Source organism: Konateibacter massiliensis, from assembly GCF_900184995.1.
Lineage (GTDB): Bacteria > Bacillota > Clostridia > Lachnospirales > Lachnospiraceae > Lachnotalea > Lachnotalea massiliensis.
In genome coordinates this window covers 77,791-104,242 of the sequence record NZ_LT860098.1, presented here as the reverse complement: position 1 = coordinate 104,242, position 26,452 = coordinate 77,791, and the positions used below count along the sequence as shown (strand labels likewise).

The 26,452-nt window shown below is 39.8% G+C and carries 26 protein-coding genes and 1 pseudogene; 21 read left to right on the top strand and 6 right to left on the bottom strand.

What is annotated here, in order from left to right:
• The first annotated feature begins 29 nt into the window (after window positions 1–29).
• The 7 genes from CTY48_RS01870 (at window position 30) to CTY48_RS01840 (ending at window position 6,766) form a co-directional block, all read left to right on the top strand.
• Entirely contained in the window at window positions 30–668 is a 639-nt protein-coding gene (locus CTY48_RS01870; protein WP_099466823.1) for a propanediol/glycerol family dehydratase medium subunit, read from the top strand.
• Entirely contained in the window at window positions 668–1,060 is a 393-nt protein-coding gene (locus CTY48_RS01865) for a diol dehydratase small subunit (RefSeq protein WP_099466822.1), read from the top strand. The genes CTY48_RS01870 and CTY48_RS01865 overlap by 1 nt, the downstream gene beginning before the upstream one ends.
• On the top strand, window positions 1,057–2,883 hold the full coding sequence (locus CTY48_RS01860; protein WP_099466821.1) for a diol dehydratase reactivase subunit alpha: 1,827 nt from the start codon (window positions 1,057–1,059) through the stop codon (window positions 2,881–2,883). The genes CTY48_RS01865 and CTY48_RS01860 overlap by 4 nt, the downstream gene beginning before the upstream one ends.
• A complete protein-coding gene (locus tag CTY48_RS01855) occupies window positions 2,870–3,205 on the top strand; it encodes a glycerol dehydratase reactivase beta/small subunit family protein (protein ID WP_099466820.1) in 336 nt (111 codons plus the stop codon). The genes CTY48_RS01860 and CTY48_RS01855 overlap by 14 nt, the downstream gene beginning before the upstream one ends.
• A gap of 34 nt (window positions 3,206–3,239) precedes the next feature.
• Window positions 3,240–4,283, top strand: coding sequence for a cob(I)yrinic acid a,c-diamide adenosyltransferase (locus tag CTY48_RS01850; protein ID WP_236354688.1), 1,044 nt, complete (start codon window positions 3,240–3,242; stop codon window positions 4,281–4,283).
• Window positions 4,284–4,749: 466 nt separating this feature from the next.
• On the top strand, window positions 4,750–5,364 hold the full coding sequence (locus tag CTY48_RS01845) for a hypothetical protein (RefSeq protein WP_099466819.1): 615 nt from the start codon (window positions 4,750–4,752) through the stop codon (window positions 5,362–5,364).
• Between the two features lie 76 nt (window positions 5,365–5,440).
• Window positions 5,441–6,766 carry an FAD-dependent oxidoreductase gene (locus CTY48_RS01840; RefSeq protein WP_099466818.1) on the top strand — a complete coding sequence of 442 codons (1,326 nt, stop codon included), beginning with the start codon at window positions 5,441–5,443 and terminating at the stop codon, window positions 6,764–6,766.
• A 48-nt stretch (window positions 6,767–6,814) separates the two neighbouring features.
• On the opposite strand, the gene CTY48_RS01835 is transcribed toward CTY48_RS01840, so the two are convergent.
• Entirely contained in the window at window positions 6,815–7,321 is a 507-nt protein-coding gene (locus CTY48_RS01835; protein ID WP_099466817.1) for a QueT transporter family protein, read from the bottom strand.
• 365 nt (window positions 7,322–7,686) lie between these two features.
• Between CTY48_RS01835 and CTY48_RS01830 the strand changes: the two genes are divergently transcribed.
• Window positions 7,687–8,586, top strand: a complete 900-nt coding sequence (locus CTY48_RS01830) for a hypothetical protein (protein ID WP_099466816.1) — start codon at window positions 7,687–7,689, stop codon at window positions 8,584–8,586.
• Between the two features lie 121 nt (window positions 8,587–8,707).
• Here CTY48_RS01830 and CTY48_RS01825 read toward each other — a convergent pair whose 3' ends face one another.
• Window positions 8,708–9,469 (bottom strand): response regulator transcription factor, encoded by a 762-nt coding sequence (locus tag CTY48_RS01825; protein WP_099466815.1) that lies wholly within the window; start codon window positions 9,467–9,469, stop codon window positions 8,708–8,710.
• Window positions 9,447–11,321, bottom strand: coding sequence for a cache domain-containing sensor histidine kinase (locus CTY48_RS01820; RefSeq protein WP_099466814.1), 1,875 nt, complete (start codon window positions 11,319–11,321; stop codon window positions 9,447–9,449). Before CTY48_RS01820 ends, CTY48_RS01825 begins: the two co-directional genes overlap by 23 nt.
• Window positions 11,322–11,496: 175 nt before the next feature.
• On the opposite strand from CTY48_RS01820, the gene CTY48_RS01815 reads away from it, so the two are divergent.
• From CTY48_RS01815 to CTY48_RS01795, 5 genes are all read left to right on the top strand, one after another.
• A complete protein-coding gene (locus tag CTY48_RS01815) occupies window positions 11,497–12,864 on the top strand; it encodes an ABC transporter substrate-binding protein (protein WP_099466813.1) in 1,368 nt (455 codons plus the stop codon).
• A gap of 78 nt (window positions 12,865–12,942) precedes the next feature.
• On the top strand, window positions 12,943–13,821 hold the full coding sequence (locus tag CTY48_RS01810) for a carbohydrate ABC transporter permease (protein ID WP_099466812.1): 879 nt from the start codon (window positions 12,943–12,945) through the stop codon (window positions 13,819–13,821).
• A complete protein-coding gene (locus tag CTY48_RS01805) occupies window positions 13,821–14,648 on the top strand; it encodes a carbohydrate ABC transporter permease (RefSeq protein WP_099466811.1) in 828 nt (275 codons plus the stop codon). Before CTY48_RS01810 ends, CTY48_RS01805 begins: the two co-directional genes overlap by 1 nt.
• Before the next feature lie 12 nt (window positions 14,649–14,660).
• Entirely contained in the window at window positions 14,661–16,979 is a 2,319-nt protein-coding gene (gene yicI / locus CTY48_RS01800) for an alpha-xylosidase (protein ID WP_099466810.1), read from the top strand.
• A 105-nt stretch (window positions 16,980–17,084) separates the two neighbouring features.
• Window positions 17,085–17,693 carry a hypothetical protein gene (locus tag CTY48_RS01795; RefSeq protein WP_099466809.1) on the top strand — a complete coding sequence of 203 codons (609 nt, stop codon included), beginning with the start codon at window positions 17,085–17,087 and terminating at the stop codon, window positions 17,691–17,693.
• Between the two features lie 166 nt (window positions 17,694–17,859).
• Here the strand turns inward: CTY48_RS01795 and CTY48_RS01790 are convergent, their stop codons facing one another.
• Both CTY48_RS01790 and CTY48_RS01785 read right to left on the bottom strand, forming a co-directional pair.
• On the bottom strand, window positions 17,860–18,336 hold the full coding sequence (locus tag CTY48_RS01790; protein ID WP_099466808.1) for a pyridoxamine 5'-phosphate oxidase family protein: 477 nt from the start codon (window positions 18,334–18,336) through the stop codon (window positions 17,860–17,862).
• Window positions 18,337–18,431: 95 nt separating this feature from the next.
• Complete coding sequence (locus CTY48_RS01785; protein WP_099466807.1) at window positions 18,432–18,986, bottom strand: GNAT family N-acetyltransferase; 555 nt, start codon at window positions 18,984–18,986, stop codon at window positions 18,432–18,434.
• 227 nt (window positions 18,987–19,213) lie between these two features.
• On the opposite strand from CTY48_RS01785, the gene CTY48_RS01780 reads away from it, so the two are divergent.
• Genes CTY48_RS01780 through CTY48_RS01770 form a run of 3 tightly spaced genes read left to right on the top strand, consistent with a single transcriptional unit; the run spans window position 19,214 to window position 20,963 of the window.
• Window positions 19,214–19,651 carry a MarR family winged helix-turn-helix transcriptional regulator gene (locus tag CTY48_RS01780; RefSeq protein ID WP_099466806.1) on the top strand — a complete coding sequence of 146 codons (438 nt, stop codon included), beginning with the start codon at window positions 19,214–19,216 and terminating at the stop codon, window positions 19,649–19,651.
• Window positions 19,652–19,667: 16 nt separating this feature from the next.
• Window positions 19,668–20,363, top strand: coding sequence for a pirin family protein (locus CTY48_RS01775; RefSeq protein WP_099466805.1), 696 nt, complete (start codon window positions 19,668–19,670; stop codon window positions 20,361–20,363).
• Window positions 20,364–20,390: 27 nt separating this feature from the next.
• On the top strand, window positions 20,391–20,963 hold the full coding sequence (locus CTY48_RS01770) for a nitroreductase family protein (protein ID WP_099466804.1): 573 nt from the start codon (window positions 20,391–20,393) through the stop codon (window positions 20,961–20,963).
• Between the two features lie 122 nt (window positions 20,964–21,085).
• Here the strand turns inward: CTY48_RS01770 and CTY48_RS01765 are convergent.
• Window positions 21,086–21,616, bottom strand: a pseudogene (locus CTY48_RS01765) (GNAT family N-acetyltransferase).
• Between the two features lie 315 nt (window positions 21,617–21,931).
• Here CTY48_RS01765 and CTY48_RS01760 point away from each other — a divergent pair.
• The 5 genes from CTY48_RS01760 to CTY48_RS01740 all read left to right on the top strand — a co-directional run bounded on the left by CTY48_RS01760 (window position 21,932) and on the right by CTY48_RS01740 (window position 26,425).
• A complete protein-coding gene (locus CTY48_RS01760) occupies window positions 21,932–22,840 on the top strand; it encodes an Rpn family recombination-promoting nuclease/putative transposase (protein WP_236354686.1) in 909 nt (302 codons plus the stop codon).
• Window positions 22,841–23,016: 176 nt separating this feature from the next.
• The gene (locus tag CTY48_RS01755) at window positions 23,017–24,039 is read left to right on the top strand and encodes an ROK family transcriptional regulator (protein ID WP_099466802.1); all 1,023 of its coding nucleotides are present in this window, start codon (window positions 23,017–23,019) and stop codon (window positions 24,037–24,039) included.
• 47 nt (window positions 24,040–24,086) lie between these two features.
• A complete protein-coding gene (locus CTY48_RS01750) occupies window positions 24,087–24,698 on the top strand; it encodes a sugar O-acetyltransferase (protein ID WP_099466801.1) in 612 nt (203 codons plus the stop codon).
• 53 nt (window positions 24,699–24,751) lie between these two features.
• Window positions 24,752–25,537 (top strand): histidinol-phosphatase HisJ family protein, encoded by a 786-nt coding sequence (locus CTY48_RS01745; RefSeq protein WP_099466800.1) that lies wholly within the window; start codon window positions 24,752–24,754, stop codon window positions 25,535–25,537.
• A gap of 180 nt (window positions 25,538–25,717) precedes the next feature.
• Window positions 25,718–26,425 carry an HAD hydrolase-like protein gene (locus CTY48_RS01740; RefSeq protein WP_236354684.1) on the top strand — a complete coding sequence of 236 codons (708 nt, stop codon included), beginning with the start codon at window positions 25,718–25,720 and terminating at the stop codon, window positions 26,423–26,425.
• Window positions 26,426–26,452: the final 27 nt, after the last annotated feature.

Here is a 26,452-nt window from a genome sequence, read left to right as displayed (position 1 = left end):
TTAGTAAAATCCGAAGGGACGTGAGCAGAATGCAGATAGATGAACAATTGGTTGAACAGATTGTACGAATTGTAAGCGAACAGTTAAAAGAAAATGCAGGAAAGAATATAGAAGAGCGCAAAGCAGACACCTCCAATCTTAATCACCCTCTGGCAGCAAAGGGAACGAACCCGAAGGAGGTTGTGATTGGTGTCGGACCGGCATTTCAGACCGAGATTAAGAGCACAATCAATGGGCTGGACCTTGATGAAGTCATAAAGACGATAAAGGCGGGAATTGAGGAGGAAGGAATGGTGCCAAGAGTTGTAAAGGTGCTCAAAACCTCTGATGTAGGCTTTATGGGACTGGAAGCGGCTAAATTAAGCGGCTCCGGAATTGGAATTGGTTTGCAGTCAAAGGGAACTGCTGTTATTCACCAGAAGGATTTATATCCGCTTTCGAACCTGGAGCTTTTCCCACAGGCACCGCTTATGACGCTGGAGAAATACCGTGCAATCGGAAAGAATGCGGCAAAGTATGTAAAGGGCGAGAAGGTATCTCCGATTGAGGGAGAAAACGACCCGATGGTAAGAGCAAAATATCAGGTGAAGGCAGCGCTGATGCACATCAAGGAGACAGAGCTGGTTGACCCTTCAAGACCGATGATAGAATGGACGGAGGTGCAGTGATGAAATATCCGTTAGGCGAATATGAAAGGGACTCGATTCGTTCCAAGACAGGAAAGAAATTAAGCCAGATAACGCTGGAAGAGATAAAAAAAGGAAACGTTACAGCAGACGACATTAAAATTTCAAAGGAAATGCTTTTCAAGCAGGGAGAGGTGGCAAAGGAAGCCGGCAATCCTGAGCTTGCCAATAATTTTCAGAGGGCAGCAGAGATGGTGGATGTCCCGGATGAAGTGATATTGGATATGTATAACAAACTAAGACCAAACCGTTCTACAAAGCTTGAATTGGTTATGATGGCAAAGGAACTGGCAGACAAGTATCATGCGGTAAATTGCGCAAAGCTCGTATTGGAAGCGGCGGAGATTTACGAAAAAAGGGGAATCCTACTTTGAAACTCATTGCAGGCGTAGATATTGGAAACTCAACAACGGAAGTGTGTATCAGTCAGATAGACAGCGAGGGTAAAATGCGATTTTTATCCTCTTCTTCGCGTGCCACAACAGGCACAAAAGGGACCGTTGCCAATACAGCCGGCATTATTGATGCATTAGGAAATGCAATGGAGAAAATCAAAAAGCCTGTAAATGAGCTTAGCCTGATTCGTATCAACGAGGCAGCGCCTGTCATCGGTGATACAGCGATGGAGACGATAACGGAGACGATTATCACGGAATCCTCCATGATAGGGCATAATCCTTCTACACCGGCAGGAGCCGGACAGGCGGCAGGAATGACCATATATTTAGAGCATTTGTCAGAAGGAAGAGAAGAGACGCCTTACATTGTTGTGGCGGGCAGCGGCACCTCCTACGATGAAATAGCAAAAACGATAAACCAACATGCAAAAAGGCTTTTCATTGTGGGGCTTATTTTGCAGGCTGATGAGGGCGTACTTGTAGAGAACAGACTGGACAGGAAGCTTCCTATCGTGGATGAGGTAAAGCGTATCCATGACATACCTGAGTGGAAAGAGGCGGCAATTGAGGTGGCATTGGCAGGACAAACCATACGAATGTTATCAAACCCCTATGGAATTGCTACTCTGTTAAAGTTAAATGCCGAGGAAACAAGAGCGGTGACACCGATTGCAAAAAGTTTGATTGGAAAGAGAAGTGCGGTTGTCATCAAGACACCTCACGGGAATGTAAAAGAAAATATACTTCCGGCAGGAGAAATTCGTATTCATGCAAAAGAGGACTGTATCGTCTCGATTGATGCCGGAGCGGATAAAATAATGGAGGTGCTTGCAGGAGCTGGTGAGGTGCAGGACATCAGCGGTCAGAAGAACACCAATATCGGAAATATGCTGGAAAAGATTAGATCCGGAATGGGTGAGTTGACGAAAGAGCAGGCAGGAGAAATTAAAATTACGGATATTCTGGCGGTAGATACACTTGCGCCGGTTATGATAGCAGGCTCCCTTGCAGGCGAAACCTGCATGGAGAAGGCGGTAGGCGTAGCGGCTATGGTAAAAACAAAGCAGCTCCCGATGGAAAAAATCGCGGAGGAGCTAAAAAAACAGCTGCATATCTATGTTAAGGTGGCAGGAGTGGAGGCTGTTATGGCAGCACTTGGAGCGCTTACCACACCGGGAACGAAGCTTCCACTTGCGATTTTGGATTTAGGAGGAGGCTCCACGGACGCCGCTATTATTCACGAAGATGGAAATGTTGCAATCACACACAAAGCAGGTGCGGGAGAGCTCGTATCCATGCTGATACAGACAGAGCTTGGTTTATCCTCGAGGTACATTGCCGAGGAGATTAAGAAATATCCGCTTGCGAAAATAGAGAGTTTATACCATATGAGGTTAGAAAGCGGTGCCATACATTTTTTTGATGAACCGGTAGAACCGAAATACTTTGGAAATGTTGTATTGTTAAAGCCGGATGACATGATTATACTTGAAGATGATATTCCGATGGAGAAAATCGTTTTCGTGCGAAAAGAGGCAAAGAAAAAGGTGTTTGTAAAAAATGCCATTCGGGCATTGACTGAGGTAGCGCCGGAGCATAATCTAAGACGAATTGATCATGTAGTCTTGGTAGGCGGCTCAGCGGAGGACTTTGAAGTTCCGGAGATGCTTATGGAGGAATTTGCAAACTATAAGATTGTCTGCGGGCGAGGAAACATAAGGGCGTCAGAGGGACCGAGAAATGCAGTGGCGACAGGTCTTGTTCTGTCGTATATAGGTGCAGGAAATGACCATAAATAAACCAGCTATCAAGCTATATGTACATTCTAAGGAAGAAGCGCTGATAAAAGAAGTTTGTGCCGGAATGGAGGAAGAGGGGGTTCCGTTTGAACTGGAAGAACAGCAGGAATCAGAGCTTGATTCTCTCTCCTATCGCGCAGCGACTGATTCGGTGCTCGGTGTTGGCATTGGGATAAGGCAGGCAGATGTGGCGATTCAGATGAGTCCGCTGCCGAAAGGAAATAATATATTTAAAATGGAAAACCCAACTTTGAAGCAGGGCAGGCTGTTAGGCATGAATGCGGCAAGAGCAGTGAAGCGAATGCCGTTTAAACCACTGTAGAAGTTGTTTGGATAAAGAAATCGGGGTGTTAAAAGTGGAAAAGGATAAGATTGCAAAAATATATACAAAATCAGGCGACAGTGGCATGACAAGTCTTATGAAAATTCAAAATGTGCCAAAGGATGACGACAGAGTTGAGTTACTTGGTGCCATCGATGAGCTGACGAGCAACATCGGTGTGGTAAAGACGATGGAAATTCAGCAGGAGACAAGAGAACAGTTCGTTCGTATCCAGAAAAACCTTATGACGATTATGGCAGGTATTGCTGATTCCTATAATCAGGAATACAAGTTGAAGGAAGAGGAAATTGACTTTTTGGAAGCGGAGATTGACAGGCTGGAGGGCTTGTTCCCAAGACCAAAGCACTTCATACTTCCGGGTGAAAATAAGATTTCTGCACAGCTTGATGTGGCACGCACCGTTGCGAGGAGAGCAGAGCGGTGGATGAGTGCCGTAAATAGGAAATTTGGTGTGGATAAAAACGCAAAGAAGTTTATGAACCGCCTTGCGGACTATCTGTATGTGACGGCGCGCTATATGGATTATGTAAAGTCAGAAGAGGAAAATAGAGGTTTGTCCACAGTGCAGGCAAGAAAAGGAGACTTATCCATGAAGGAAAATGAGATTATCAACGCTGTTTTGCAACAGCTTTCCAATGAAGGCAGACGACTTTCTCTCGAAACAGCAAAACGCCTGATTGAGCAGATTGAAGGAGAGGCGAAAAAGAGAGGCTTAGATGCGGTGATTGCCGTGTGTGGTCCGGACGGCAATACGATTGCAGTTCATGTGATGGACAATGCTTTTCTGGCAAGCTTTGATATAGCAATGAAGAAGGCATATACCTCCGTGGCAGTCAAAATGTCCACCAAGGAGCTTGGAAAGCTTGCGATGCCTGGTGAAACATTCTATGGAGTAGACAAAGCAGATAACAACCGGCTTATTATTTTCGGCGGAGGTATCCCGCTTAAAATCGGCGATAAAATCGTGGGCGGACTTGGCATAAGCGGCGGAGTATCGGAGGATGACCATTCATTGGCTCAGTTTGGAGCGGATGTGTTTGCGGGATTGTTTGTATAGTAGAAGTGATTAAGAGTATCGGAGAAATGCCTTGAAAAAGGGCAGTTCTTCGATATTTGTTATATTATGGTAAATTTCTTTGAATTTTCCATGATATAACAAATATTTATGCGCACGAATGCAAGTGGAAAATGTCACTACGTGACGGCATTCGGCGCGACAAAACAGCCAAGTCCCTCATGAGTGAGAGATTAGGGAGTTGATGCGGACTTGTCCGCTTTATTATATCATAGGAAATTGCTTTGCAATTTCCTATGATATAATAACTATTTATGCGCACCTCGCGGAGTGGAGGTTGTTGCTACGCAACCCACTCGGGCGCGAAGTGTGAGCTTTGCTCACACTTTCTTATATGAAAATATGAAAAATGTATGTTTTAGTTGAAAAAAAGAAACGAAGTAGTTAGAATGGTACTAAGTTTTTTCAAAGAATTGAATATACTATGGTATAGAAGGAGTGGTGAAGGATGAGAAAGGAATTACCTTATTTTAAGATAGACGGAGCCTATGGTGGTAATCAGGACTGGTTTCGAGATCCGATGATGAAAATGGGAGGATGCGCAGCGGCAACCCTTTGTGATACAAGTATTTATCTGGCACTTCATAGTGAGAAGAGCAATCTATACCCATTTGATGTAGAAGCGCTGGATAAGGAGTCATATATCGAATTTTCTAAGAAAATGAAGCCTTATTTGAGACCGCGCTTTCGGGGGATTGATACGCTTGATATTTATATAGACGGCGCCAAGCAGTATTTTAAGGATACGAACGAGAAAGAGCTTACGGTAAGCGGATTTTCAGGAGAGCTGGAAGTGGAAAAGGCAATAGAGAAGGTGAAAACGCAGATTGATCAAGAGCTTCCTATTCCTTATCTTTTGCTCAAGCATAAAAAGCGAAGCCTTAATTTTTTTACATGGCATTGGTTTTTAATCGTCGGCTATGAGGAGTTTGACGGTGAGATGATGGTGAAGGTTGCGACCTACGCAAACTATCATTGGCTGTCACTTCGGGAGCTTTGGGATACCGGATACCGGGAAAAGGGCGGTATGATTATATTTGATAGAGTGGGCGAAAATAGTTAGAGCAACGGATTTGTTATATGAATAGGAAAGACCTTATTAACTAACAATATACTTAAAACGTATGGTGGTGGTTAATATGAAGGTTTCTGTTTGGACCCAGAATTCAAATTTAACAGAATTTAACAGACTAGAACATGATATAAAAACGAATGTCTTGATAATCGGCGGCGGCATAGCGGGAGTTTTGTGCGCATATATGCTGAAACAAGCCAAAGTTGAATACACACTTGTGGAGGCGGACAGAATTTGCAGCGGTATTACCAAAAATACAACAGCAAAAATCACCTCACAGCATGGCTTGATTTATGATAAGATCATTCGTGAATTTGATAAAGAAACAGCACGGCTCTATCTTCGCGCCAATGAAGAAGCACTTAACAAATACGGTGAAATTTGCCGTGATATTGATTGTGATTTTGAGATAAAAGATGCCTTTACTTATTCTCTTGAGGATAAAGATAAAATTGAAAAAGAGCTATCAGCACTTGAAAAAATAGGATTTTCAGCACAGAAAGAGGATAGCTTATCCCTTCCATTTACCCTTGCGGGAGCAATTAAGTTTCAAAATCAAGCACAGTTTAACCCGCTGAAATTTATAGCAGGGATTGCAAAAGGACTTAATATATATGAGCGCACAACTGTCCGAGAGCTGATTGGAACAACGGCAGTCACGGACCACGGAAAAATTACGGCTGATAAAATTATTGTTACTACCCACTTTCCATTTATAAATAAGCACGGCAGTTACTTTTTGAAAATGTATCAACATCGTTCCTATGTGATTGCACTGGAAAACGCATCCAATATAAACGGTATGTATGTGGATGAAGCACAAAAGGGAATGTCTTTTCGAAATTATGAAAATCTATTACTCATCGGTGGAGGTGATCACCGAACAGGTAAATGGGGCGGCAATTTTAGAGAGCTTGAAGACTTTGCGAAACGATATTATCCAAATGCACAAATAAGATACCGCTGGGCGACCCAAGACTGTATGACGCTTGACAGTATTCCCTATATTGGCAGGTATTCAGGAAGAACAGTGGATTTGTATGTTGCTACAGGCTTTAACAAATGGGGTATGACCTCCGCTATGGTATCTGCAATGCTTCTTTGTGATATCGTTCAGGGAAAAGAAAATCCATATGAGCAGGTTTTTTCGCCCTCACGCACCATTCTTCGTCCTCAGCTTGCTGCCAATGCATTTGAAGCAGTGGTCAACCTTCTGACGCCAACCTTTAAACGTTGTCCGCATATGGGCTGTGCATTAAAGTGGAATCAAATCGAGCATTCATGGGATTGCCCTTGTCACGGCTCACGCTTTACAGAGGAAGGACAGCTTATTGATAATCCGGCAACCAAAGATTTAAAAAATAAAAACAAAGTGTCTGCTTTTAAATAAAAAATGCAGACACTTTGTTTTTATCAGACCTTGTTTTGGGGTTATTTTTTAATTTTGGTTTGCCGGTGAAGTAAATATAACGTGTCGATATTTATTTAGGGCAGTCAGTAATAGGCTTCCGAGTATACCACAGGATATAATCTCTCCGATGCCGACCGTCAGCATAAAGTACGGAATAGAGCCCGGGAATTGGTATACATAGGATAAAACAAACGGAACTACGATAGTGTTTACAAGGATTGGCGGAACCGGAGCCAGCCATCTGTACTTGCGAAGTGCATAGGTACCACATGCTGCAACTAAGGTTGCAAGGCTTCCGAATATGACGTCAAGCGGCATACAGCCTGTTAAAATATTGCTGAGCAGGCAGCCGACAAACAATCCTGGAATGGCAGCAGGTGTAAAATACGGCAATATAGTCAATGCCTCCGAAATTCTCACCTGAATTGCACCGTTTGCGAGATTAAATGCGTTGACAAAGTAAGTCAGCACGATGTAGATAGCTGCTATCATCGCAGCTTGCACGATGAATAATACCTTTTGATTTGATTTCATTTTTGTTCTCCTTTAGTTTTGTTTTACGTGTGGAAGGTCTCGAACACACGAATTGATAAGTAGAAAACCCTGTGTTTGTAAGGGTTTGCAACGTTCCTACTATAACACAGAAAGAGGTAAAAATCAACCTATACAACAATTCTACAACAATTTTGTTTTAAAAACCTCCTATATTTATTTGTTTTTTAGAGGCAATAAAATTAATTAAAAATATAATAATACAAAGAAAGATTTTCTGTAATATATGAAATGCATTAGCATAAAACTGATAATAAACATGTTGCCATTCTGATTGTAAAGGTAAGTAAGACATGATAGAATAATCTATAAAAGTACTTATATATACAATGGTGTGAGGTAAAAGAATGGGGAATTATACAAGAGAAGAAATGGAAATGAGAAAAAATGCTAGAGCATTTGCAGAGGCGAATCAAGAGAAAATTGAGGCAGCAGCTAAGTATACTATCAATGCTGTTGGTTCTGTAAAAGAAGAAGTGAAACACATTGCTTCTATGAAGACAGATAGGCTTGAAGAATACTTAAAGGACAACGCACAGTCTTTATGGGAAAATATTAAAGAAAAGATTACAGCTAGCAGAGATAGATTAAGCAAATTAAAGGTAGACTTCCCTGAATTAGAAGAAAGAGAGGGGAAATTAACAAATATCCTGAATACATTTAGTGAAATCCTTGATGATGATGAATTAAATGGCTGGGGTAAATTCAAAGAAATTGTAAGGGAATTAACGATATGGGTAGTAAGAATGTTTATAATAGCTTGCAAACCGACTCTATTGAGTGTGCTTGGCGGTATAACGTTAGCCATATTAACACCAGTCATTGCGGTGGCATATCCTGTATATGATACTGTAAAAACATCTATGGAAAATGCTGAAAAGTCTGCTTTGCAGGAAAGAAGAAATAATTACAGTGAAACAAATATACAGATAAAAAGAACCTATAGAAATCATTGTTGGAATTGTCATACGGGTGTTACAGAAGAGAATGTACAGTGTCCTATATGTGGTTGGTACATATGTCCCACCTGTGGCAGTTGTAAACGAGGTTGCACTCGAATAAGTAGCATCTCTACTGAAACGGCACGTTACGAATCCGATTATCAGTCATCCAACAAAAATTATAATCAGTCCAACGCTTATAATAATACATCTGAAAAGTACGGATATGATGATGAGGCTATAGAATCATCACCGGAATATTGGGAAGATATTTATGATAAATGCCAATGGGAAAGTATAGACTAATTAAATATAGAAGTGATATATAAAAGAATAAGGCTCAAAAAATGGGTTTTAGAGTTTGCCAAGTAAAGAGTATAAGTTTTTTGTTTTTTAGTGGTCGATTTACTCGACCACTATGCAGTTTTTACAAAGCTTCATGTCGATACTCACTCGGTGTCATATTGACATTGCTTTTAAATACTCTGCTAAAATAAAAGGCATCCTTATAGCCTACCATTTCACCAATTCTCCCTACCTCCAGCGTAGAGTGCGATAAAAGAAGAAGCTTTGCTTCATTTATTCTTAAAGTTGTCAAATATTTAGAAGGAGATAAGCCGGTTTCTTTTTTGAATATCCGAGCCAGATATTCCATGGAAAATCCTAATGTATCAGCCAAAGAACTGATGGAGATATCCTCTTTGTAGTGCTGCTGAAAGTAGTCGAGCATTAGTTTGCATATTCTTTCGGGTGACATATCATACGCATTTATGTGCAAACAACCGAGTTTATCTATGTTAGAATCTAAGGATAATAACACCTGTTGTAAGGTTTCTTGCAAAGCATCGGTCTTTAAGGGCTTTAAAAGATAATCGCAAACATTATACCGCATTGCTTTTTGGGCATAAGAAAATTCATGATATCCACTTAAAATAATTGTTTTGATACTTGGATGGTTTTCTTTAATATAACGAGCTAATTCCAGTCCGTCACACTGAGGCATTCGAATGTCTGTAATAATTAGGTTTGGAAGTAACTTTGAAATAGACTCTATGGCAATAGAGCCGTCACTTACCTCCGCACAAAGCGTAAGCGGAAGATTTAGAGACTCTATTTTCTTAATAATGTTTTGCCTGATTAATGGTTCATCTTCTACCACCATATATTTATATTGTTGTATAGTACTCATGATAGCCCTCCTTGTCCGGATGAATCGGACCGCCTAAAATAAATGTAGTCTGTAAAGAAATCGAAGTTTCAATTTCAAACACCGCTTGTTTTCCATAAAGAAGCTGCATTCTTAAATAGATATTCTTTAAGCCCATTCCACCTATTTGCAAAGAGTTTAATTCCTCTTCTTTATTTAAGTTTGAATAAAGATCTAATAATTCTTTCTTTTTTTCCTCAGATAAAAGACCGCCATTATCGGTAATGGATATCATCCAACACCCTTTTCTGACAAATGCTTTTACGGAAAGCTTCCAAGGTGCAGGCTTTTGAAATGCGTATTTGAAGGCATTTTCAACAACAGGCTGCAAGATTAATCTGGGAATCATAATCTGTTTTGCCTCTTCTTCTATCTCACAGGAATAGAAGAAGCCATTCCCAAAACGAAGCTTCATACAATCTATGTATTTTTCGGTGTGTAAGATTTCTTGTGAGATGGAAACGAGCGTGTGAGACGAGTTCGATATATACCGAAAGTAATCGCACAAGGAATCGCATAATAATACAATTTCATCATTCATATTTTCTTCCGCCATTATGCTGATGTGTGTTAAGCTGTTGTATAAAAAATGCGGATTCACTAAGGATTGAGTTGCTTGTAATTTTGCCCTTGTTTCTTCCGAGTGAGAGAGGAGCACTTCCTGAGTAGAAATCCTCAGCTTTTCATACATGGTCCGAAACGAATCACATAATTGTGCTATTTCTGCAATGTTACTATCGGCAGAGGTTAATATACTTTTATTTTCATCCAAAACACGATTAATGGTTAATTTTTTCGTCGCGTTGGTTAATTTACTTAAAGGATAGGTTAATTTTTCTGAAATGATAAAGCATAAGGCAGAGGTTAAAATAATAGTAGCGATTGCAATAGCAAAAAATATATTTCGAAAGGTATGAAGAGAAGCATTTACAGAAGCTTGCGGCTCCGTTACGATGATAAACCAATCGTAATTTGGTATCACGTCGTAAGTGTATAGTACCTTTTCGTCATTTTTAAGAGTAATCATTTTCGTATTTAAAGTATTCAAATTTGAATCGTTAATATAAGTAAAATAATTATCTTTTGGCTGAAAATCTGAATGATAGGGATAAACCAGTTCTCCGCGATTATTGTAGATAAAAACCGAGGTTGAGGGATTGTTCTTCTCCAGTGTAGAAACCAGAGAAAAAATGCGTCCGCAGTCTTGGATTACTTCGATGAAGCCATCCGGCTCACTTGCACTATTGTATATTTGTCTGGTCAAGGATATAAACATCTGGCTGTTTTGGTTGGCTCCTTCGCCCGGGAGATAGGATTTGTAGACTGGCTGGCTGATGAATTTGGAACCTCGTAATTCCTTTGTTTCTTCATACCAATTTTGTTCTTCTAAGGTAATGTGAGTCACTCGCTGAAAAAAGCCAGATTCCACACATTCACCTGACAAGGTATATAAATTAACTTCGGAGGCGCTTTGAAAAGGTCCGATGATTGAGGTGATAGCATCAAAAATTGCGACAGCTTGCTGCCTTGAGGCAGATAGATCCATTTTAGTCAGAGTATTTTGACTATAAGTAGAAGAAAGCTCAACAAAATTACTTCTTATTACATTGGAGTAAGTAATATTCATCGAGATTGTTGACATATTATCCAGCTCTGCCAAAACGGAATTGTTGACAGAGGTACATAAATTTTCAATTTGTTTTTGCGCATCCGTATTTATTTTTTTACTGTAAAACAAATAAAAAAAGCTAAAGAATAATAGCAATAGTAACAATGTGAATACACCGTAAAAAGCAAATAAATAAATCTTTTGCGAATAATGTTTTTTCCCCATATCGTCCATCCCCTTGGAGACATTATATAATATTGTTCAAAAAAATGCAAAAAGAAGTTCGGAATTATCCATTTTGCACAAAAACACAGTGTGATATGATGATGTTATCAATAAGGGAGATGCAAGATAGCAATGGATAGCAGAGTCTATATTGCAAGAAGAAATGGAGGAAGGTATGTTAAAGAATTATTTGAAAAAGGTAACAGCAATTTTTTTAATGTCTGCTCTGGTAATCGGAACATTGGCAGGTTGTCAAAGTAACAAAGACAGTACAACCGGTAATATGCAAAGTGAGGGAAGTACAGATAGTACAACACAGGATAAGGCAGTCAGCACAGAGAAGATTACATTGACCTTTGGCAGTCATCAGTCAGGACTTCCTACCTCGGGGGTTGTACAGGAGTTAGCAAAAAAATTCGAAGCGGAGACGGGAATTACGATTGATTTTCAGATATCACCGGATGCTCAGTGGAGGGACTTGTTAAAAGTGAAGTTAGACTCAGGAGAAGCACCGGATATATTCTGTGCAGATACTCCGATTAACCTCGCTTCCAGTATGCGGATGGATGAGTATTGTGTTCCGCTTACAGATGAAGAGTGGGCGGCAAGAATTGATGAAAATGTACTTCCGGCAATTTCAATCGATGACAATATTTACGGTATTACATTTCCGGGTAAAAAAATGTACTTCTATGTTTACAACAAAGAAATATTTGAAAAGGCTGGTGTAGAAGTTCCAACTACATATGAAGAATTCAAAAATGTGTGTCAGAAAATCAAAGACACGGGTTACACACCGGTTTATGAAGCTACTACCAATGGATGGCATCAGGTATTACCTCTTTTTGAAACAGGCGGCTTGTATTTAAGTAAGGATGCGGACCTTTATGACAAATTGAATCAAAATCAAATTGATTTTGATCAGGTTCCGGACTTATTAACCATTATCACTCAGTTAAAGGAATGTGCAGAACTCGGATATTTTGGAGAGGATTATTTAAGTAATGCAGTAGAGAATGCGAAAGAGGCAATTGCCAGTGAAAAAGCAGCGATGTTTATTGCGGAGGCTGCATGGAGAAATGAAGTAAAGGCAGATTTTCCTGATTTCGATATCGATAAGCTTGGAATTTTTGTAATGCCTTGGGGTGATAATCAGGTGATTGGTGTAAACCCTGCAAGCAATGCATATTTCATTAATAAAAACAGCAAAAATGTAGATGCTGCAAAAAAATTCTTTGAATTCTTAGCAAGACCTGAAAACTTACAGGCACGTTTGGATGGACAGCCGGGACTATCAGAGGTTTGCTGGCCGGAGATTGCAGGCAGATATTCTTCAGACGATCAGGCTTACATTGATGATCATAAAAAGGCAACAGTAGTACAGGTAGCAGTAAATTATGTGGACTATCAATGGATGGATGTCGGAAAGGACTTAGAATCCATGTATACAGGTGTCATGACACCTGAGGATGTATTAAAGACCTTTATGGACCGCAGGAATGAGCAGGCGTTATTGCAAAAAGACCCGAGCTGGTCAAAATAAAAGATATGCAGGGGGAGGGTGTGTTTTAAGTACCCTTCCCCTTATGACAAAAGGTGAAAAGGAAGATGGAGGAGAGAGATGGACAGAAAAAAAATATATCCTTGGTATTTTGCCGGCGGAGCATTATTTATATACTCGTTGCTATGCTTTATTCCAGGTATTTTGGGGATATTATATTCTTTTACCGATTGGAATAGTTTTACAAGTGAAATCAATTTTGTGGGCTTTAAAAATTATATCAGCGTTTTTTCCGGTCATTCAGAATATTTAAAGTATATCGGCAATACTCTTTTATTTACGGTATGTACGACCTTTGTAAAAACAGTGGTTGGATTTGGTTTAGCATTGTTGCTGACACAAAAATTTATTAAATTAAAGAATCTGCATCGACTCATTATCTTTTCGCCTCAGGTAATGTCTTACCTGGTGGTTGGTCTTGTTTTTAAGAGCATGCTTCATCCGACAACCGGATTTGTAAATAATTTTTTGAGGAGCATCGGGCTTGATTGGTGGGCAATGAATTGGCTCACGGATTTAAAGCTTGTTTTTCCAAGTGTCACGTTTGTTGATGTATGGAAGGGCATGGGATATATTATGGTTGTAATCATTGCCGGTTTGGTTTCTATTTCGCCCGAGTATTATGAGGCGGCAGATATAGACGGAGCCAGTTTTTTACAAAAGACGGGAAGTATTACAATTCCGTTACTAAAATCGGTTATTGCAAATGTAATTATTTTGAATGTTACGTATGGTCTTCGTGTATTTGACATGATTTATTCCTTAACAAACGGAGGACCCGGAAATGCAACAGGAGTAATCAATACAGCGGTATATAAGGAGTTTTCAAAAGGGAATCTGGCAATGGGAACGACACTTTCCAGTATTTTATTCTTTTTTATTCTTGCCTTGCTTTATTTTATACTAAAATCCATGGAAAATAAGGAGGTAGATGCTTAATGCAGCAAGTGAAGAAAAACCTGTTACATATTTTAGCCAACTGCCTTTCCTTCTTTCTTAGCTTAATTGTAATCACACCGATTTTTGTTTTGCTAATCAATTCATTTAAAACAGCGGGAGAAGCAAACTCCATGTCTCTAGCCTTGCCAAAGGTATGGATGGTAGAAAATTATAAGACAGTAATCGAACAGGGAAAATTAGTTACATCCTTTCTAAACGGTTTCTTCTATGCAATTTGCAGTGTCACCATTATTGTAGCGGTTGTATCGGCAGCAGCTTTCGTAATTGGAAGAAACAGAGAGGGCGTAAATCGTTTCATATATTATTATATTATTGCAGGCATTGCAATGCCCATTAATACGTTGGCATTGATGAAGGTAATGCAGCTTTTGCAACTTATGAACACCAGACTTGGAATTATACTTATTTATGCGGCAATCAATATTCCGCTAAGTTTATTTCTGTCATATGGCTTTGTGGAGACAATACCAAGAGAAATTGATGAGGCGGCAATTATTGACGGGTGCAAACCCTTTCAGCTTTTTCGGATTGTGATATTGCCGCTTTTTAAGCCGATTTTATCGACCTTATTTGTACTTAACTTTATGACAGTGTGGAATGACTTTATGATGCCGCTTTATTATTTGAATAATTCCAATAAATGGCCGATGACATTAGCCGTATATAACTTTTTTGGTGTATTTGAAAATTCGTGGAATCTGGTCAGTGCCGATATTATCCTGACACTAGTACCGGTGCTTATTATATTTATTTTGGGACAAAAATATATTGTAGGCGGCGTAGCTGCCGGTTCTGTGAAAGGATAGGAGGGTAAATATATGAAATTTACGGACGGACAATGGTTATTAAGGGAAAAACATAGCATCTTAAATCCGAAGCAGGCATTTGATGCATGTTTTTTAGACGGAAAGCTTACGGTCTATGTTTATACAAAAGAAATTGAAGATAGAGCGCAGACACTTGACCAAGGAACGTTTACCCTTCACTTTACCAGTGACCTGCATGACACGATTCAAGTGCAGATTAATCATTTTGAAGGACTGCGAAAGCATGGACCGGAATTTATTTGCTTTCATGAGGATAGCGTTGAACCTGAATTTTGGGAGGAAGAAGAAAGCTATCATTATCGTTCGGGTAAGCTGGAAGCAGTTATACAGAAGGCTCCTTTCTCATTGGAGTATTATTATGAAGGAAAACAAATCACGAAGAGTGAATCAAAGGCAATTGCCAATATTAAAAATGAGAAAGATGAGGTTTATACAAGAGAACAGTTGACTTTATCAGTAGGTGAATATGTATATGGATTGGGTGAACGTTTTACACCATTTATAAAAAACGGGCAGGCAGTTGATATATGGAATGAAGATGGAGGAACCTCCTCTGAATTATCTTATAAAAATATTCCGTTTTATATCACCAATAAAAATTATGGGGTTTTTGTAAAACATTTGGAGAAGGTTTCCTTTGAAGTGGCATCAGAGCAGGCAGAGAGAGTTCAGTTTAGCGTTGCAGGTGAGCAGCTTTCTTATGTTATGATTGGCGGAACGTCAATGAAAGAGGTGCTGCAAAATTATACAAGGCTAATGGGAACCCCCTCGCTTCCGCCTGCGTGGACCTTTGGTCTTTGGCTTTCCACTTCCTTTACAACAAACTATGACGAAGAAATGGTGACAAGTTTGATTGATGGAATGGAAGAGAGACAAATTCCTTTGCATGTGTTTCATTTTGATTGCTTTTGGATGAAGGAGTGTGAGTGGTGTAATTTTAAATGGGACTCAAAAACGTTTCAGGACCCGGTAGGAATGTTGCGCAGGATGAAAGCCAAAAAGCTAAAAATCTGTGTTTGGATTAATCCATATATTGCACAAAAATCCCCTTTGTTTCAAGAGGGAATGAAAAATCATTATTTAGTGGAATATGCAAATGGAGATGTGTGGCAGTGGGATCGATGGCAGGCAGGTATGGGGCTTGTAGACTTTACGAATCCAGAAGCTTATGAATGGTATCAGGAAAAATTAGAGAAACTCATTGACATGGGTGTAGACTGCTTTAAAACGGATTTTGGCGAACGCATTCCAACGAATGTAGTTTATTATGATGGTTCGGACCCTATAAAGATGCACAATTATTATACTTACTTGTATAACCAGTGTGTATTTGAGCTATTAGAAAGAAAGTTTGGTAAGAAGAAAGCAGCAGTTTTTGCACGCTCCGCAACCGCAGGCAGCCAGAAATTCCCGGTGCATTGGGGAGGCGATTGTTGGGCGACCTATGAATCTATGGCAGAAACCTTAAGAGGAGGTTTGTCGCTTTGCATGTCAGGTTTTGGATTTTGGAGCCATGACATCAGCGGTTTTGAAAAGACGGCACCACCTGATATCTATAAGCGCTGGGTTGCCTTTGGACTTCTTTCCACACATAGCAGATTGCATGGGAGCACTTCTTATCGGGTTCCGTGGCTGTTTGATGAAGAGTCTGTTTTGGTATTAAAATTTTTTACCCAGTTAAAATGTAAATTAATGCCGTATCTATGGAGCGAAGCCATTCAGACAGCCAAAACAGGCATTCCTATGCTTAGAACGATGGTATTGGAATTTCAAGATCCGGCTTGCCGCTTCTTAGACACACAATATATGTTAGGAGAAAAACTTCTGGTTGCACCGGTATTTTCAAAGGAGGGAGAAGTAACTTATTATCTTCCGAAAGGAAAATGGGTTGATTTGCTAACGGGCAATTGTAAAGAAGGCGGAACATATTATGAAGAAAGCTGCGATTATTTTCACTTGCCGCTTTATGCCAGACCAAATACAATCATACCAATCGGCAATAATGAACAAGAGGTGGAGTACGACTTTGCAAAGAACGTAACATTACATGTTATGCCATTAGAGGATGGGAAAAAGGCGGACTGCCAGATTTATAATACAGAGGAAGAAGTGATGCTTCATCTCACCATCGCAAGAGAAAACGATACCTATACAATCAACATACGAAAGGCAATTCATCCATTTTCTGTGCTGTTTCACACACTGCATACTATAATTGATTGTGAGTGTCAGGTGAGTTTGATATCAGAAGGGCTATTGGTAAGTATAGAGGAGCAAAGGGAAGAAATCAGTTTAGTGGCAAAAGAATAGCACGAAAGAGAAAGTAGTGTATAGTTAAAGAATTTTCTCCTTGCTGCCGATAACATAAGTGAAGACATTTTAAAGAGGGATCATGAGTTTAAAGGAGAGTATACTATGTATGTGAGTAATGCAACACAAAACCGAGCATCGTCTTACACTGGGAGCATTGCAGGAATCCGCCTGCCAAATTTTAATGCTGATTATGTTTATTCAAAAAAGAAATCAGGCAGCAGCGATTCGGAATATAAAAAAGCAATAGTCGAGCAGGCAATAAAAGACCAGGCGGCAGGGAAATTTCAAAATGAGTCATATGAATTTGTCCAGTTGATGAAAAGCTATGTTTCGGAAGTTTCTCCAGACAGAGAGAGCGTTATAAAAGCAGGGCTACAAAAAATTGCGAAGAATAATGCAGCAGGCATTGAGCCGCTGAATTTGATGGAATTATTATTAAATGATGGGAAAGTAAAATACCAAAAAGATTCTAATGCTGTAACATATGCCGAGTTTTACGATAGCAACGGGGAAATGGTGGCAACTTATTCAAATAATGGCTGGACCATGTTTACTACAAATGCGGAGGCAGCACGCCAGACCGAGATGTGCTTGACGTACAGCAGGGCATGGAATACAGCCAAACAAGCAAGTCAAGGAAGCAGCCAATTGTCAAACATTTCTGTTGATGGTGTGGAAGAGACAGGGAATACGTTTAATATGCAGGCGTGATATGATATAGTGAACCATGTTTCAGCAAAAAATACAGAATATCATAGGAAATTCCTTCGGATTTCCTATGATATGAAAAATATTATGCGCACCTCGCGGAGTGGAAGTAGTTGCTACGCAACCCGCTCGGGCGCGGAGAATGTGCTTTGCACATTCTTTGTTATTCCTATAAAAATGCTTTCGATTGCTTTCCACTCACATGTTCAAGTTCAATCTGAACAACTTCAAGTGCATTCCAAGCTTGTCTGATAGACTCTTCTCCGCTCTCCATAAAATCAGGAGAATACTTCTGATTTAGAAGTCTCATAGCGTGAAGTTTAACGTCATCATTTTCCACAACAGAAGCTCTGCCAAAGGCAATGATGCTTTTAAAATGTGTGGTGAATTCTTCTGGGGCAACTAAATCACTGGCAATAACCGTAAAGGACACTTTATCATGCTTTCGGATGGCATCAATTTTATGCCCTGCTTTGGAACAATGAAAATAAACAGTATTGTTTTCATAGGCATAATTAATAGGGACTCCATACGGGTATTCTTCATCACCCAAAACGGAAACAATTCCTGTGGTGCCGTTTTCTAATATTTCATTCGTATCAGTTTCCGGTAAAAGCTGTTTGCTTCTTCTCATTTCACGAAACATAGTATTCTCCTTTGTCTGTCTGCGCGGTCAGTAGTTTTCTTAAAAATTAAAATGAATTATATCAAACTTTTATAACCGTTTCAATCTTTTTATAATCAAAGCTGATAGACCGTTTTGAAAATATCATCCTTCATCCGAAGAAGTGCGTCCGCGGAAATGGAGGCTGGATAGTGCATAAGGCGAAGCATTACATCTTTTGTATCGGGCTGAAGTTTTGGCTGCATAAAATAAACGTCGCTCAAACAAAATCCTAAACGCTCATAAAAACCGATTCGCCTTATCGCCTCGGGCGAGTCTGCTGCCTCCACCTCGATCACAACAGGACTGTTTACTTGTTTCAAATAGGCATTCATCATCTTTGAGCCAAGTCCGTTTCCTCTCAATTCGGGATTTACAGCAAAATGCTCTGCATAATGAAAATCCTCAAATGTCCATTCTGCGATAAATGCCTGTATCATGCCGGTTTCCTCTTGCTTTGCGGTGAGAACTTGATAGGCGGATTGTTCAAACAAAGCGAGCGCAGCCTCATAAGAGCGAAATTCCGCAGGAGGAAAAGAAGCCTGCATCAACGCATAGACGGCAGGGAATTCTTCTGGTTTTAAATTATAAAGGTTAAGGTTGTTTTTCTGTGTATGAAAATTCTGATTCATTTTTGTCTCCTGTTTTTTATTCCTTTTGTTTTCTCATGTTCAATGTAAATTTATAGTAACTAATTATAGCATAGTAGGTTTTTAATGCAAGGGCGATACGTGTAAACAAAATATAAATAGAAAATTAATAAAAATTTATCAAAAGATATCTTGACATCAAGATAAAACAGTGGTAATATCTTGATATCGAGATAAATGAAAAAATTGTAAAAAAGGAGGCAGAACCAATGGGAGAAAAAGCAGCCAAGTTGGTGATAGCACTATCCAGAAGTCATAACGCTCTGTTTACCTTAATTGAAAAAAATGTAAGAGGCTTTGGACTGACAGTCAGTGAGTTCGGCGTACTGGAGGCATTGCTTCACAAAGGCGATATGCCGGTGCAGAAGCTATGTGAGAAGGTGTTAGTTACAAGCGGTTCCATGACATATATTATAAATCGGCTGGAAGAAAAGGAATATGTAAAGCGGTATCGATGTCCGAAGGATGCCCGCGTATGGTTTGTAAAATTAACAGAAAAAGGGCAGGAGTTTATTTCGGATATTTATCCAAAACATGAACAGTTCTTAAAGGAAATACTGAATGATGTGACAACAGAGGACAAAGAAGAGCTAATACAGGGGCTTTTTCGTATGAAGGACTTATTGGAACAAAAAACGGTAAAATAAAAGGATGTGAAGTAATATGGTAAGAAGAATTGACCATAATAAAATGGGAAAAAGCAAGAAAGGCTGGTTAAACAGCATATTTCATTTTTCCTTTGCAGAGTATTATAATCCCGATAACATTCACTTTGGTACGTTGAGAGTAATCAATGATGACTTGGTGGAAGCGGGAACAGGTTTTGAGACTCATCCACATCAGAATATGGAAATTGTATCCTATGTGGTGGACGGTGAGTTGACACATGGCGACTCAATGGGAAACAAAAACACTCTAAAGCGGGGTGAAGTTCAGTACATGAGTGCCGGCACAGGCGTTTACCACAGCGAATTCAATCTGGGAGACAAAACAGCAAGGTTTTTACAAATCTGGATAATGCCAGATAAGGCGGGGCATACTCCAAATTATGGTGATTATAAATTTGCGTGGGAGGACAGAGAAAGCAGGTGGCTCCAAATTGTAGCTGGATCAAAGGGAGAGGCCCCGATTAAGATTCATCAGGACGCCAATTTATACGTGACCGAGCTTAAGCCAAATGAGGAAATTGATTTTGAGGTTGGTTTTGGACGGCAGGCATATCTGGTTCAGATAGAAGGCAGCAGTATCATCAACGATGAGGAGATGAGCAGCAAGGATGGATTGGAAGCAGCCGAAGAAAGCTTGCATATAAAAGCTTTGGAAAAGTCTCATATTTTAGTGATAGAAATGAAAAAATAAAATAGAAGTGAACAGGAGGAAAATATTATGTCATTTATTAACAGTCTTGAAAAAAGAAGAACCTATTACAACATTAACCGTGAGTTACCGGTGGCAGAAGAAAGGGTAATTGAGCTGATTGAGCAGGTAGTTGAGGCAACACCGGACGCATTTAACATGAAGAGTGCAAGAGCTGTTGTCGCTCTAGGTGCAAAGCAGGATGAGTTGTGGAACGCTGTCTATGATGCTTTTGGCGGAGAGGTAGACCGTGAGAAAATCGATAGCTTTAAGAGCGGATACGGCACAGTTTTATACTTTACAGATGAAAATATTGTAAAAGCATTGCAGGAGCAATTTCCATTATACGCAGGAAACTTCCCAATCTGGGCAAATCAGTCAAACGGTATGCTTCAATCCAACATTTGGACGGCATTGAGAGAAGTTGGAATCGGTGCTTCCTTACAGCACTACAATCCTGTTATCAATGAAGCGGTGGCAAAGCTGTTTGATATACCGGAGGGCTGGAACCTGATAGGACAGATGCCATTTGGCGGTATCGGATCAGAACCGGATGCAAAAGAGAAAGAAGATATATCCAAGCGTGTTATTGTAAAGAAATAAGCCTATGTTTTAGAATAATACCGGTAATGGAATTTTTAAGGGAAGTCACCATATGACTTCCCTTAGTTTACGTTTAAAAACGCCTCAAATTTTGTTTGTTATTTTAACTATTCTTGGCTATCTTATTTACACCATTCTGTTTTCAATATAGCATATTCGTAAGTATCAAGCCAAATGGGTTCACCATTGCTATCGGTTTTAAAATAAATGTTCTGCAAAAGTAAACCCTCACGCCTCATATGTAAGCGTTCGAGCAACTTCCAAGAATGGTCATTCTTTGGACTGCACATGGCTATAATACGCCTTGCTTCTAGACGTGTAAAGGCATAGTCAAGTAACTCCTTTGCACCCTCTGTGGCATAGCCTTAACCTTGGTACTTACGATTAAACACATATCCTAATTCCCATGTAGAAAAGTCCTCTTTACCCAGATACAAGTTTCCTATTAACTTTCCATTTTCCTTTAAGCAAACAGCATAGAAAGCTTCATTATTTGACCTTCTAATTGCTTCTTCTTTAGCCTGATTTTTTGAATAAATATCATATGGTTCAAATGCAACAACTTCTTTGTCTGACAAGTATTCATATAAATCCTGCCAATCATTTTGTTCAAACCTTCTAATAATTAATCTATCTGTAATTATATTTTCCATTTTATCTCCTTAAATTATTTTATGGGAGAATGTACCTCCTACAATTTGCTCTTTCAATAAAAATATCTGCTTTCATGTTAAATTCCTCCCTTCCTAGAAATTAAATTTCTATTTTGATAGATTCACCAAATAGAATATAAATGATTTTACGTAATAACCCCAATTAAATGGTTACTAACTTACAGACCATCTATATGATAATTATATCATTAACTCCAAAGTAATGTATGTATTATTACTGCAAAAACAAAGCAAAATTTAAAACCAGACACTATTTTAAAAAATTATTGGAACCGGAATGAAGAGTTTGCGGATTTGTTTAATGCAGTGTTATTCGGGGGAAGGTCGGTTATCAAATCCGAAGAGTTGATTGACAAGGATACCGAAATGTCATCGGTAAATGAGCATGCCGAATTTGCGGATAGCATACAGGCGGCAAGAGATGTATTGAAGCTGGTGAAACAGACCGAAAGCATGGAATACGTGCTGCTTGGCATTGAAAATCAGCAAGGAGTGGACTACACCATGCCGCTTCGAATAATGGCATATGATACCTATGCATATCAGAAACAGTGTGATAAACTAAAAGAAAAACACAAAGGGAAAAAAGTATTATCAAAGGATGAATTTATCTCAGGGATAAAAAAGGAAGATAAGCTTTTACCGGTCATCACGGTATTGATATACTATGGCGAGCGGGAATGGGATGCAGCCAAAAGCATGCACGAAATGTTACATATATCAGAGGAGTTAAGGCACTACGTCAATGATTACAAGATGCATCTTGTTGAGGTGAGAAAAAATAATCTGGTATTACGAAATGGGAATAATAGAAGCCTGTTTGATTTATTTGAGATATTATATAATAATATTGTAACAAAGGAAGAGCGGCAAAGAGAAGCAGTCCAATATGAGACTGAAAATATAGTGGACAAATCAGTTATCATGGCAATAGCGGCGGCGACGAAAAGTGAGGTTGATTTGACTGAGTATGATAGGAAAGGAGAAATCAGTATGTGTACATTATTTGAAGAAATTGCAAAAGAGGGAGAGATGAAGGGAGAAGTACGAGGAAAGGTAGAGGGAGAAGCAAAAGGCATCATTAAAATGGGGCGAAAATATAATGAATCAGATGCAACTATCTTAGATGAACTGATGAACGAGCTGGATATCTCGCAGGAACAAGCAGAAAAATATCTAGAAATGTTTGGAAAACAAAATTAGACTTTAATGCGGAGAATACCTAAAAGTATGGTATTTTCCGCATTCGTAATTCTAAAAGTTATTATGAAGCACTTTGTATGAGTGCCCCAAGCCACATCCATACTTGACAAAACTATTTGCAGAGATTATTATATACTTAATAAATATACTTTATAAAGTTGGTTTAAATATATGAGATGAGAGGAGGAACCTACATCAAAAAGCAGATTAATCCAATAAAGGATACAAACCTAAATACAATCAGAAGGGCACTTCGGGAGGTAAAAACCGCGACGAAGCCTCAATTAGCAGAGCTGACAGGGCTCAGTGTGGTGACAGTCAACTCGCTTGTTGCGGCACTTATCGAGGAGGGCGAGATACTTCCTGACACAGTCCAAAGCTCAGAGGGCGGGCGCCCGGCGGCTTCCTTTCGCTATCACAGCGATTTTCGCATGGCTTTGGCTATTTATATGCATGAATGTGACGGAGCCGATACCATCTACTACCGCGTGGTAAATCTGGCGGGGGAAGTAGTGGAAAAATCGGAGCAGCAGGAGGCAGCTATCAATCAGGCAAGCTTTGATGAGACGATTGCAGAACTTCTTTTAAAATACCCTCAGATAAAAGCGATATGCTTTGGCATCCCGGGCTATGAGACCGAGGAGGGTCTTATGGTAATCGACTATGAGACTATGGGAAATCAACCTCTCTCTCATTATGTGAAGGAGAAATTCAGGCTTCCCGTTTTGGTGGAAAACGATGTTAATGCGGCAACGATGGGATATTGTGTCCGAAACAAAATCGGGAAAAAGGAATGTGTAATCGGACTCTATTTTCCGGATAAATATCCACCGGGCGGTGGCATTTATTTGGATGGAAAGCTGTACAAAGGAAAAAACGGCATGGCAGGGGAAATACGATATCTTCCGCTTAGCATTGATTGGGAGAACTTTGACTATGAGCCTGCTAAGATGAAGGAGGCAATCGTCAAGACAATCTTGTCCGTCCAATGTCTGTATAATCCCGATAAAATTGTAATTTACGGAAAAGAAATTTCGCCTCAGATAAAAGAGGAAGTTTCCAAGCAAAGAACAACACAAGCTGAACAGCTTTTATGCTCTGAAATTATCATATCGGAAGAGCTTAATCAAGATTTTGAAGAAGGAATCAAACAGAGCGCCCTGAATATGATAGATACAGCAGTCACTCGCATGGATTAGATAAAACGAATAGGAGAACTGACCCAAAAGAAAGGATAACGTAAATTATGACGCAAAAAGAAAGAATGCTTGCCGGTCTGCCCTACAAAGCGTGGCTGGACGGTTTAGGCGAAGAGAGAATGGAAAATAAGCTGAAAGTTCACGAATATAATACAATAAGCCCGAAGGAGGAAAAAAGAAGCAAGGAGCTGATAAAATCTATCCTTGGAAAAACAGGAGAAAATGTGCACATCGAACCACCGTTCCACTGTGATTATGGATATAATATTGAAGTAGGAGAATGGTTTTTTGCCAACTACAACTGCACGATTTTGGATGTGGGAAAGGTGACAATCGGTGAAAATGTTATGTTTGCACCGAATGTGGCAATTTACACGGCGGGACACCCGCTTCATCCGGACTCCAGAAATTCGGGCTATGAATATGGGATCCCTGTCACAATAGGAGATAATGTATGGGTAGGCGGAAACGTTGTCATCAATCCCGGCGTCACCATCGGAAACAATGTGGTAATCGGCTCCGGCAGTGTCGTGACAAAAGATATTCCCGACAATATGATTGCGGTAGGAAATCCGTGTAAGATAATTCGCGAGATTACCGAGGAGGACAGAAAATATTACTTTAAAGACCGAGAGTTTGATGTAGAAGATTATAAATAGGATTAAGGGCTAAGTATCTTTTGATGCCTAATCCGAATAAAGGAGAAATGACTATGTTAGCTGATTATCATATGCACACCGCTTTCAGCGACGATTCCACATATCCCATGGAGGAGTGTGTAAAAAGAGCGATTGAAATTTCACTTGAGGAAATTTGCATTACGGAACATATCGACTATGGTGTAAAAACAAACTTAAACTGTGATTTGGAGGCTTACTCGAAGGAGTTTGCAAGATGCAAGGAGCTTTATGGCAGCCAGATTACAATGCGTTTTGGAATTGAGTTCGGTATACAGACAGATACTGTGGAGCGTTTTCAGCAGGATTTTGACAACTATCCGTTTGACTTTGTCATCATGTCCTGCCATCAGGTGGATAATCTGGAATTCTGGAACAATGCCTATCAAGAGGGAAAAACACAGCAAGAATATCAGGAAAAATATTATGAGGAAATTCTAAAGGTGATTCAAAAGTACCATGATTACAGTGTTTTGGGGCATTTGGACATGATAAAGCGCTATGACAGACAAGGAGAATATCCGTTTGAGAAGACAAAGCCGATTGTGGAAGAAATTTTAAGAACGGCAATTGCGGACGGAAAAGGGATTGAGGTGAATACCTCAAGCTTTCGCTATAATATCGGTGATTTAACCCCATCAAGAGATATTTTGACATTATATAAAGAGTTAGGCGGTGAAATCATTACCATCGGTTCCGACAGTCATGAAGAGTCTCACCTTGGGCACAAGATAAAAGAGGTACAGGGAGAATTGAAAAAATTAGGTTTTCGCTATATTCATACCTTTGACGGAATGCATCCAAAGGCGCATTTGCTTTGAGTTATAAAAATTATGCGCACAAATGCAAGTGGAAGATGTTACTACGTGGCTGTATTTGGCGCCAAAAAGCAGCCAAGTCCCCCATGAATGAGAAAGTTAGGAAGCTGATGTGGACTTGTCTGTTTTTTTGGATTGGAAAGGTTTGCAACTTGTGCTATACTGGAAAACAGAAGAGAAGGTATGGGGAGAGGCGAAGGAAAGAACAGAGGTAGGCGCATGAATGACAAAGGCAAAAAGTACAAGTATTTTCTAATGGATTTTGACGGAACAATCGCAAATACCGGCATCGGAATCACAAAGGGCGTTGCCTATGCCCTAAAGCATTACGGCATTGAGGTTTCAGATTTAAGCACGTTACATAATTTTATCGGACCGCCGTTAAGTGAATCCTTTCAGCGTTATTTTAACTTTTCCAAGGAGCAGAGCGAGGAAGCGGTAGTTGTATATAGAGAATACTATCATGACAAAGGGATGTATGAGAGTGAGTTGTATAGCGGCATGGTGGATTTGCTGAAAAGCGTAACCCAAAAGGGTGGAAAAATCGTGGTTGCAACATCTAAGGCAGAGTCGATTGCGAGAGAGCTTTTAGAGCATTTTCAGGTAGACCATTATTTTGAATTTATTGCCGGAGCCAGCATGGATTTGAGCATGCACAAAAAAGCAGATGTAATCCGATACGCGATGAAAACAGTAGGAATATCGAAAGACGATGTCATCATGATTGGCGACAGAAGACAGGATATATTCGGTGCAAAGGAAAATGAGCTTCCTTCCATTGGGATTTTGTATGGTTTTGGTGACCGGGCGGAGCTTGAAGAAGCAGGAGCGGACTACATTGTGGATGGGACGAAAGAGCTGAAGGAATTAATGCTCGAAATGTGCGAATAGCGGATTGGTACAATAGGAGGAAGCGAG

Bases quoted from the DNA above. Each gene is read 5' to 3' on its own strand.
- CTY48_RS01870 (WP_099466823.1), top strand. From the start codon at position 30: ATGCAGATAGATGAACAATTGGTTGAACAGATTGTACGAATTGTAAGC.
- CTY48_RS01865 (WP_099466822.1), top strand. From the start codon at position 668: ATGAAATATCCGTTAGGCGAATATGAAAGGGACTCGATTCGTTCCAAG.
- CTY48_RS01855 (WP_099466820.1), top strand. From the start codon at position 2,870: ATGACCATAAATAAACCAGCTATCAAGCTATATGTACATTCTAAGGAA.
- CTY48_RS01845 (WP_099466819.1), top strand. From the start codon at position 4,750: ATGAGAAAGGAATTACCTTATTTTAAGATAGACGGAGCCTATGGTGGT.
- CTY48_RS01840 (WP_099466818.1), top strand. From the start codon at position 5,441: ATGAAGGTTTCTGTTTGGACCCAGAATTCAAATTTAACAGAATTTAAC.
- CTY48_RS01835 (WP_099466817.1), bottom strand. From the start codon at position 7,321: ATGAAATCAAATCAAAAGGTATTATTCATCGTGCAAGCTGCGATGATA.
- CTY48_RS01830 (WP_099466816.1), top strand. From the start codon at position 7,687: ATGGGGAATTATACAAGAGAAGAAATGGAAATGAGAAAAAATGCTAGA.
- CTY48_RS01825 (WP_099466815.1), bottom strand. From the start codon at position 9,469: ATGAGTACTATACAACAATATAAATATATGGTGGTAGAAGATGAACCA.
- CTY48_RS01820 (WP_099466814.1), bottom strand. From the start codon at position 11,321: ATGGGGAAAAAACATTATTCGCAAAAGATTTATTTATTTGCTTTTTAC.
- CTY48_RS01815 (WP_099466813.1), top strand. From the start codon at position 11,497: ATGTTAAAGAATTATTTGAAAAAGGTAACAGCAATTTTTTTAATGTCT.
- CTY48_RS01810 (WP_099466812.1), top strand. From the start codon at position 12,943: ATGGACAGAAAAAAAATATATCCTTGGTATTTTGCCGGCGGAGCATTA.
- CTY48_RS01805 (WP_099466811.1), top strand. From the start codon at position 13,821: ATGCAGCAAGTGAAGAAAAACCTGTTACATATTTTAGCCAACTGCCTT.
- yicI (WP_099466810.1), top strand. From the start codon at position 14,661: ATGAAATTTACGGACGGACAATGGTTATTAAGGGAAAAACATAGCATC.
- CTY48_RS01795 (WP_099466809.1), top strand. From the start codon at position 17,085: ATGTATGTGAGTAATGCAACACAAAACCGAGCATCGTCTTACACTGGG.
- CTY48_RS01790 (WP_099466808.1), bottom strand. From the start codon at position 18,336: ATGTTTCGTGAAATGAGAAGAAGCAAACAGCTTTTACCGGAAACTGAT.
- CTY48_RS01785 (WP_099466807.1), bottom strand. From the start codon at position 18,986: ATGAATCAGAATTTTCATACACAGAAAAACAACCTTAACCTTTATAAT.
- CTY48_RS01780 (WP_099466806.1), top strand. From the start codon at position 19,214: ATGGGAGAAAAAGCAGCCAAGTTGGTGATAGCACTATCCAGAAGTCAT.
- CTY48_RS01775 (WP_099466805.1), top strand. From the start codon at position 19,668: ATGGTAAGAAGAATTGACCATAATAAAATGGGAAAAAGCAAGAAAGGC.
- CTY48_RS01770 (WP_099466804.1), top strand. From the start codon at position 20,391: ATGTCATTTATTAACAGTCTTGAAAAAAGAAGAACCTATTACAACATT.
- CTY48_RS01755 (WP_099466802.1), top strand. From the start codon at position 23,017: ATGAGAGGAGGAACCTACATCAAAAAGCAGATTAATCCAATAAAGGAT.
- CTY48_RS01750 (WP_099466801.1), top strand. From the start codon at position 24,087: ATGACGCAAAAAGAAAGAATGCTTGCCGGTCTGCCCTACAAAGCGTGG.
- CTY48_RS01745 (WP_099466800.1), top strand. From the start codon at position 24,752: ATGTTAGCTGATTATCATATGCACACCGCTTTCAGCGACGATTCCACA.
- CTY48_RS01740 (WP_236354684.1), top strand. From the start codon at position 25,718: ATGGGGAGAGGCGAAGGAAAGAACAGAGGTAGGCGCATGAATGACAAA.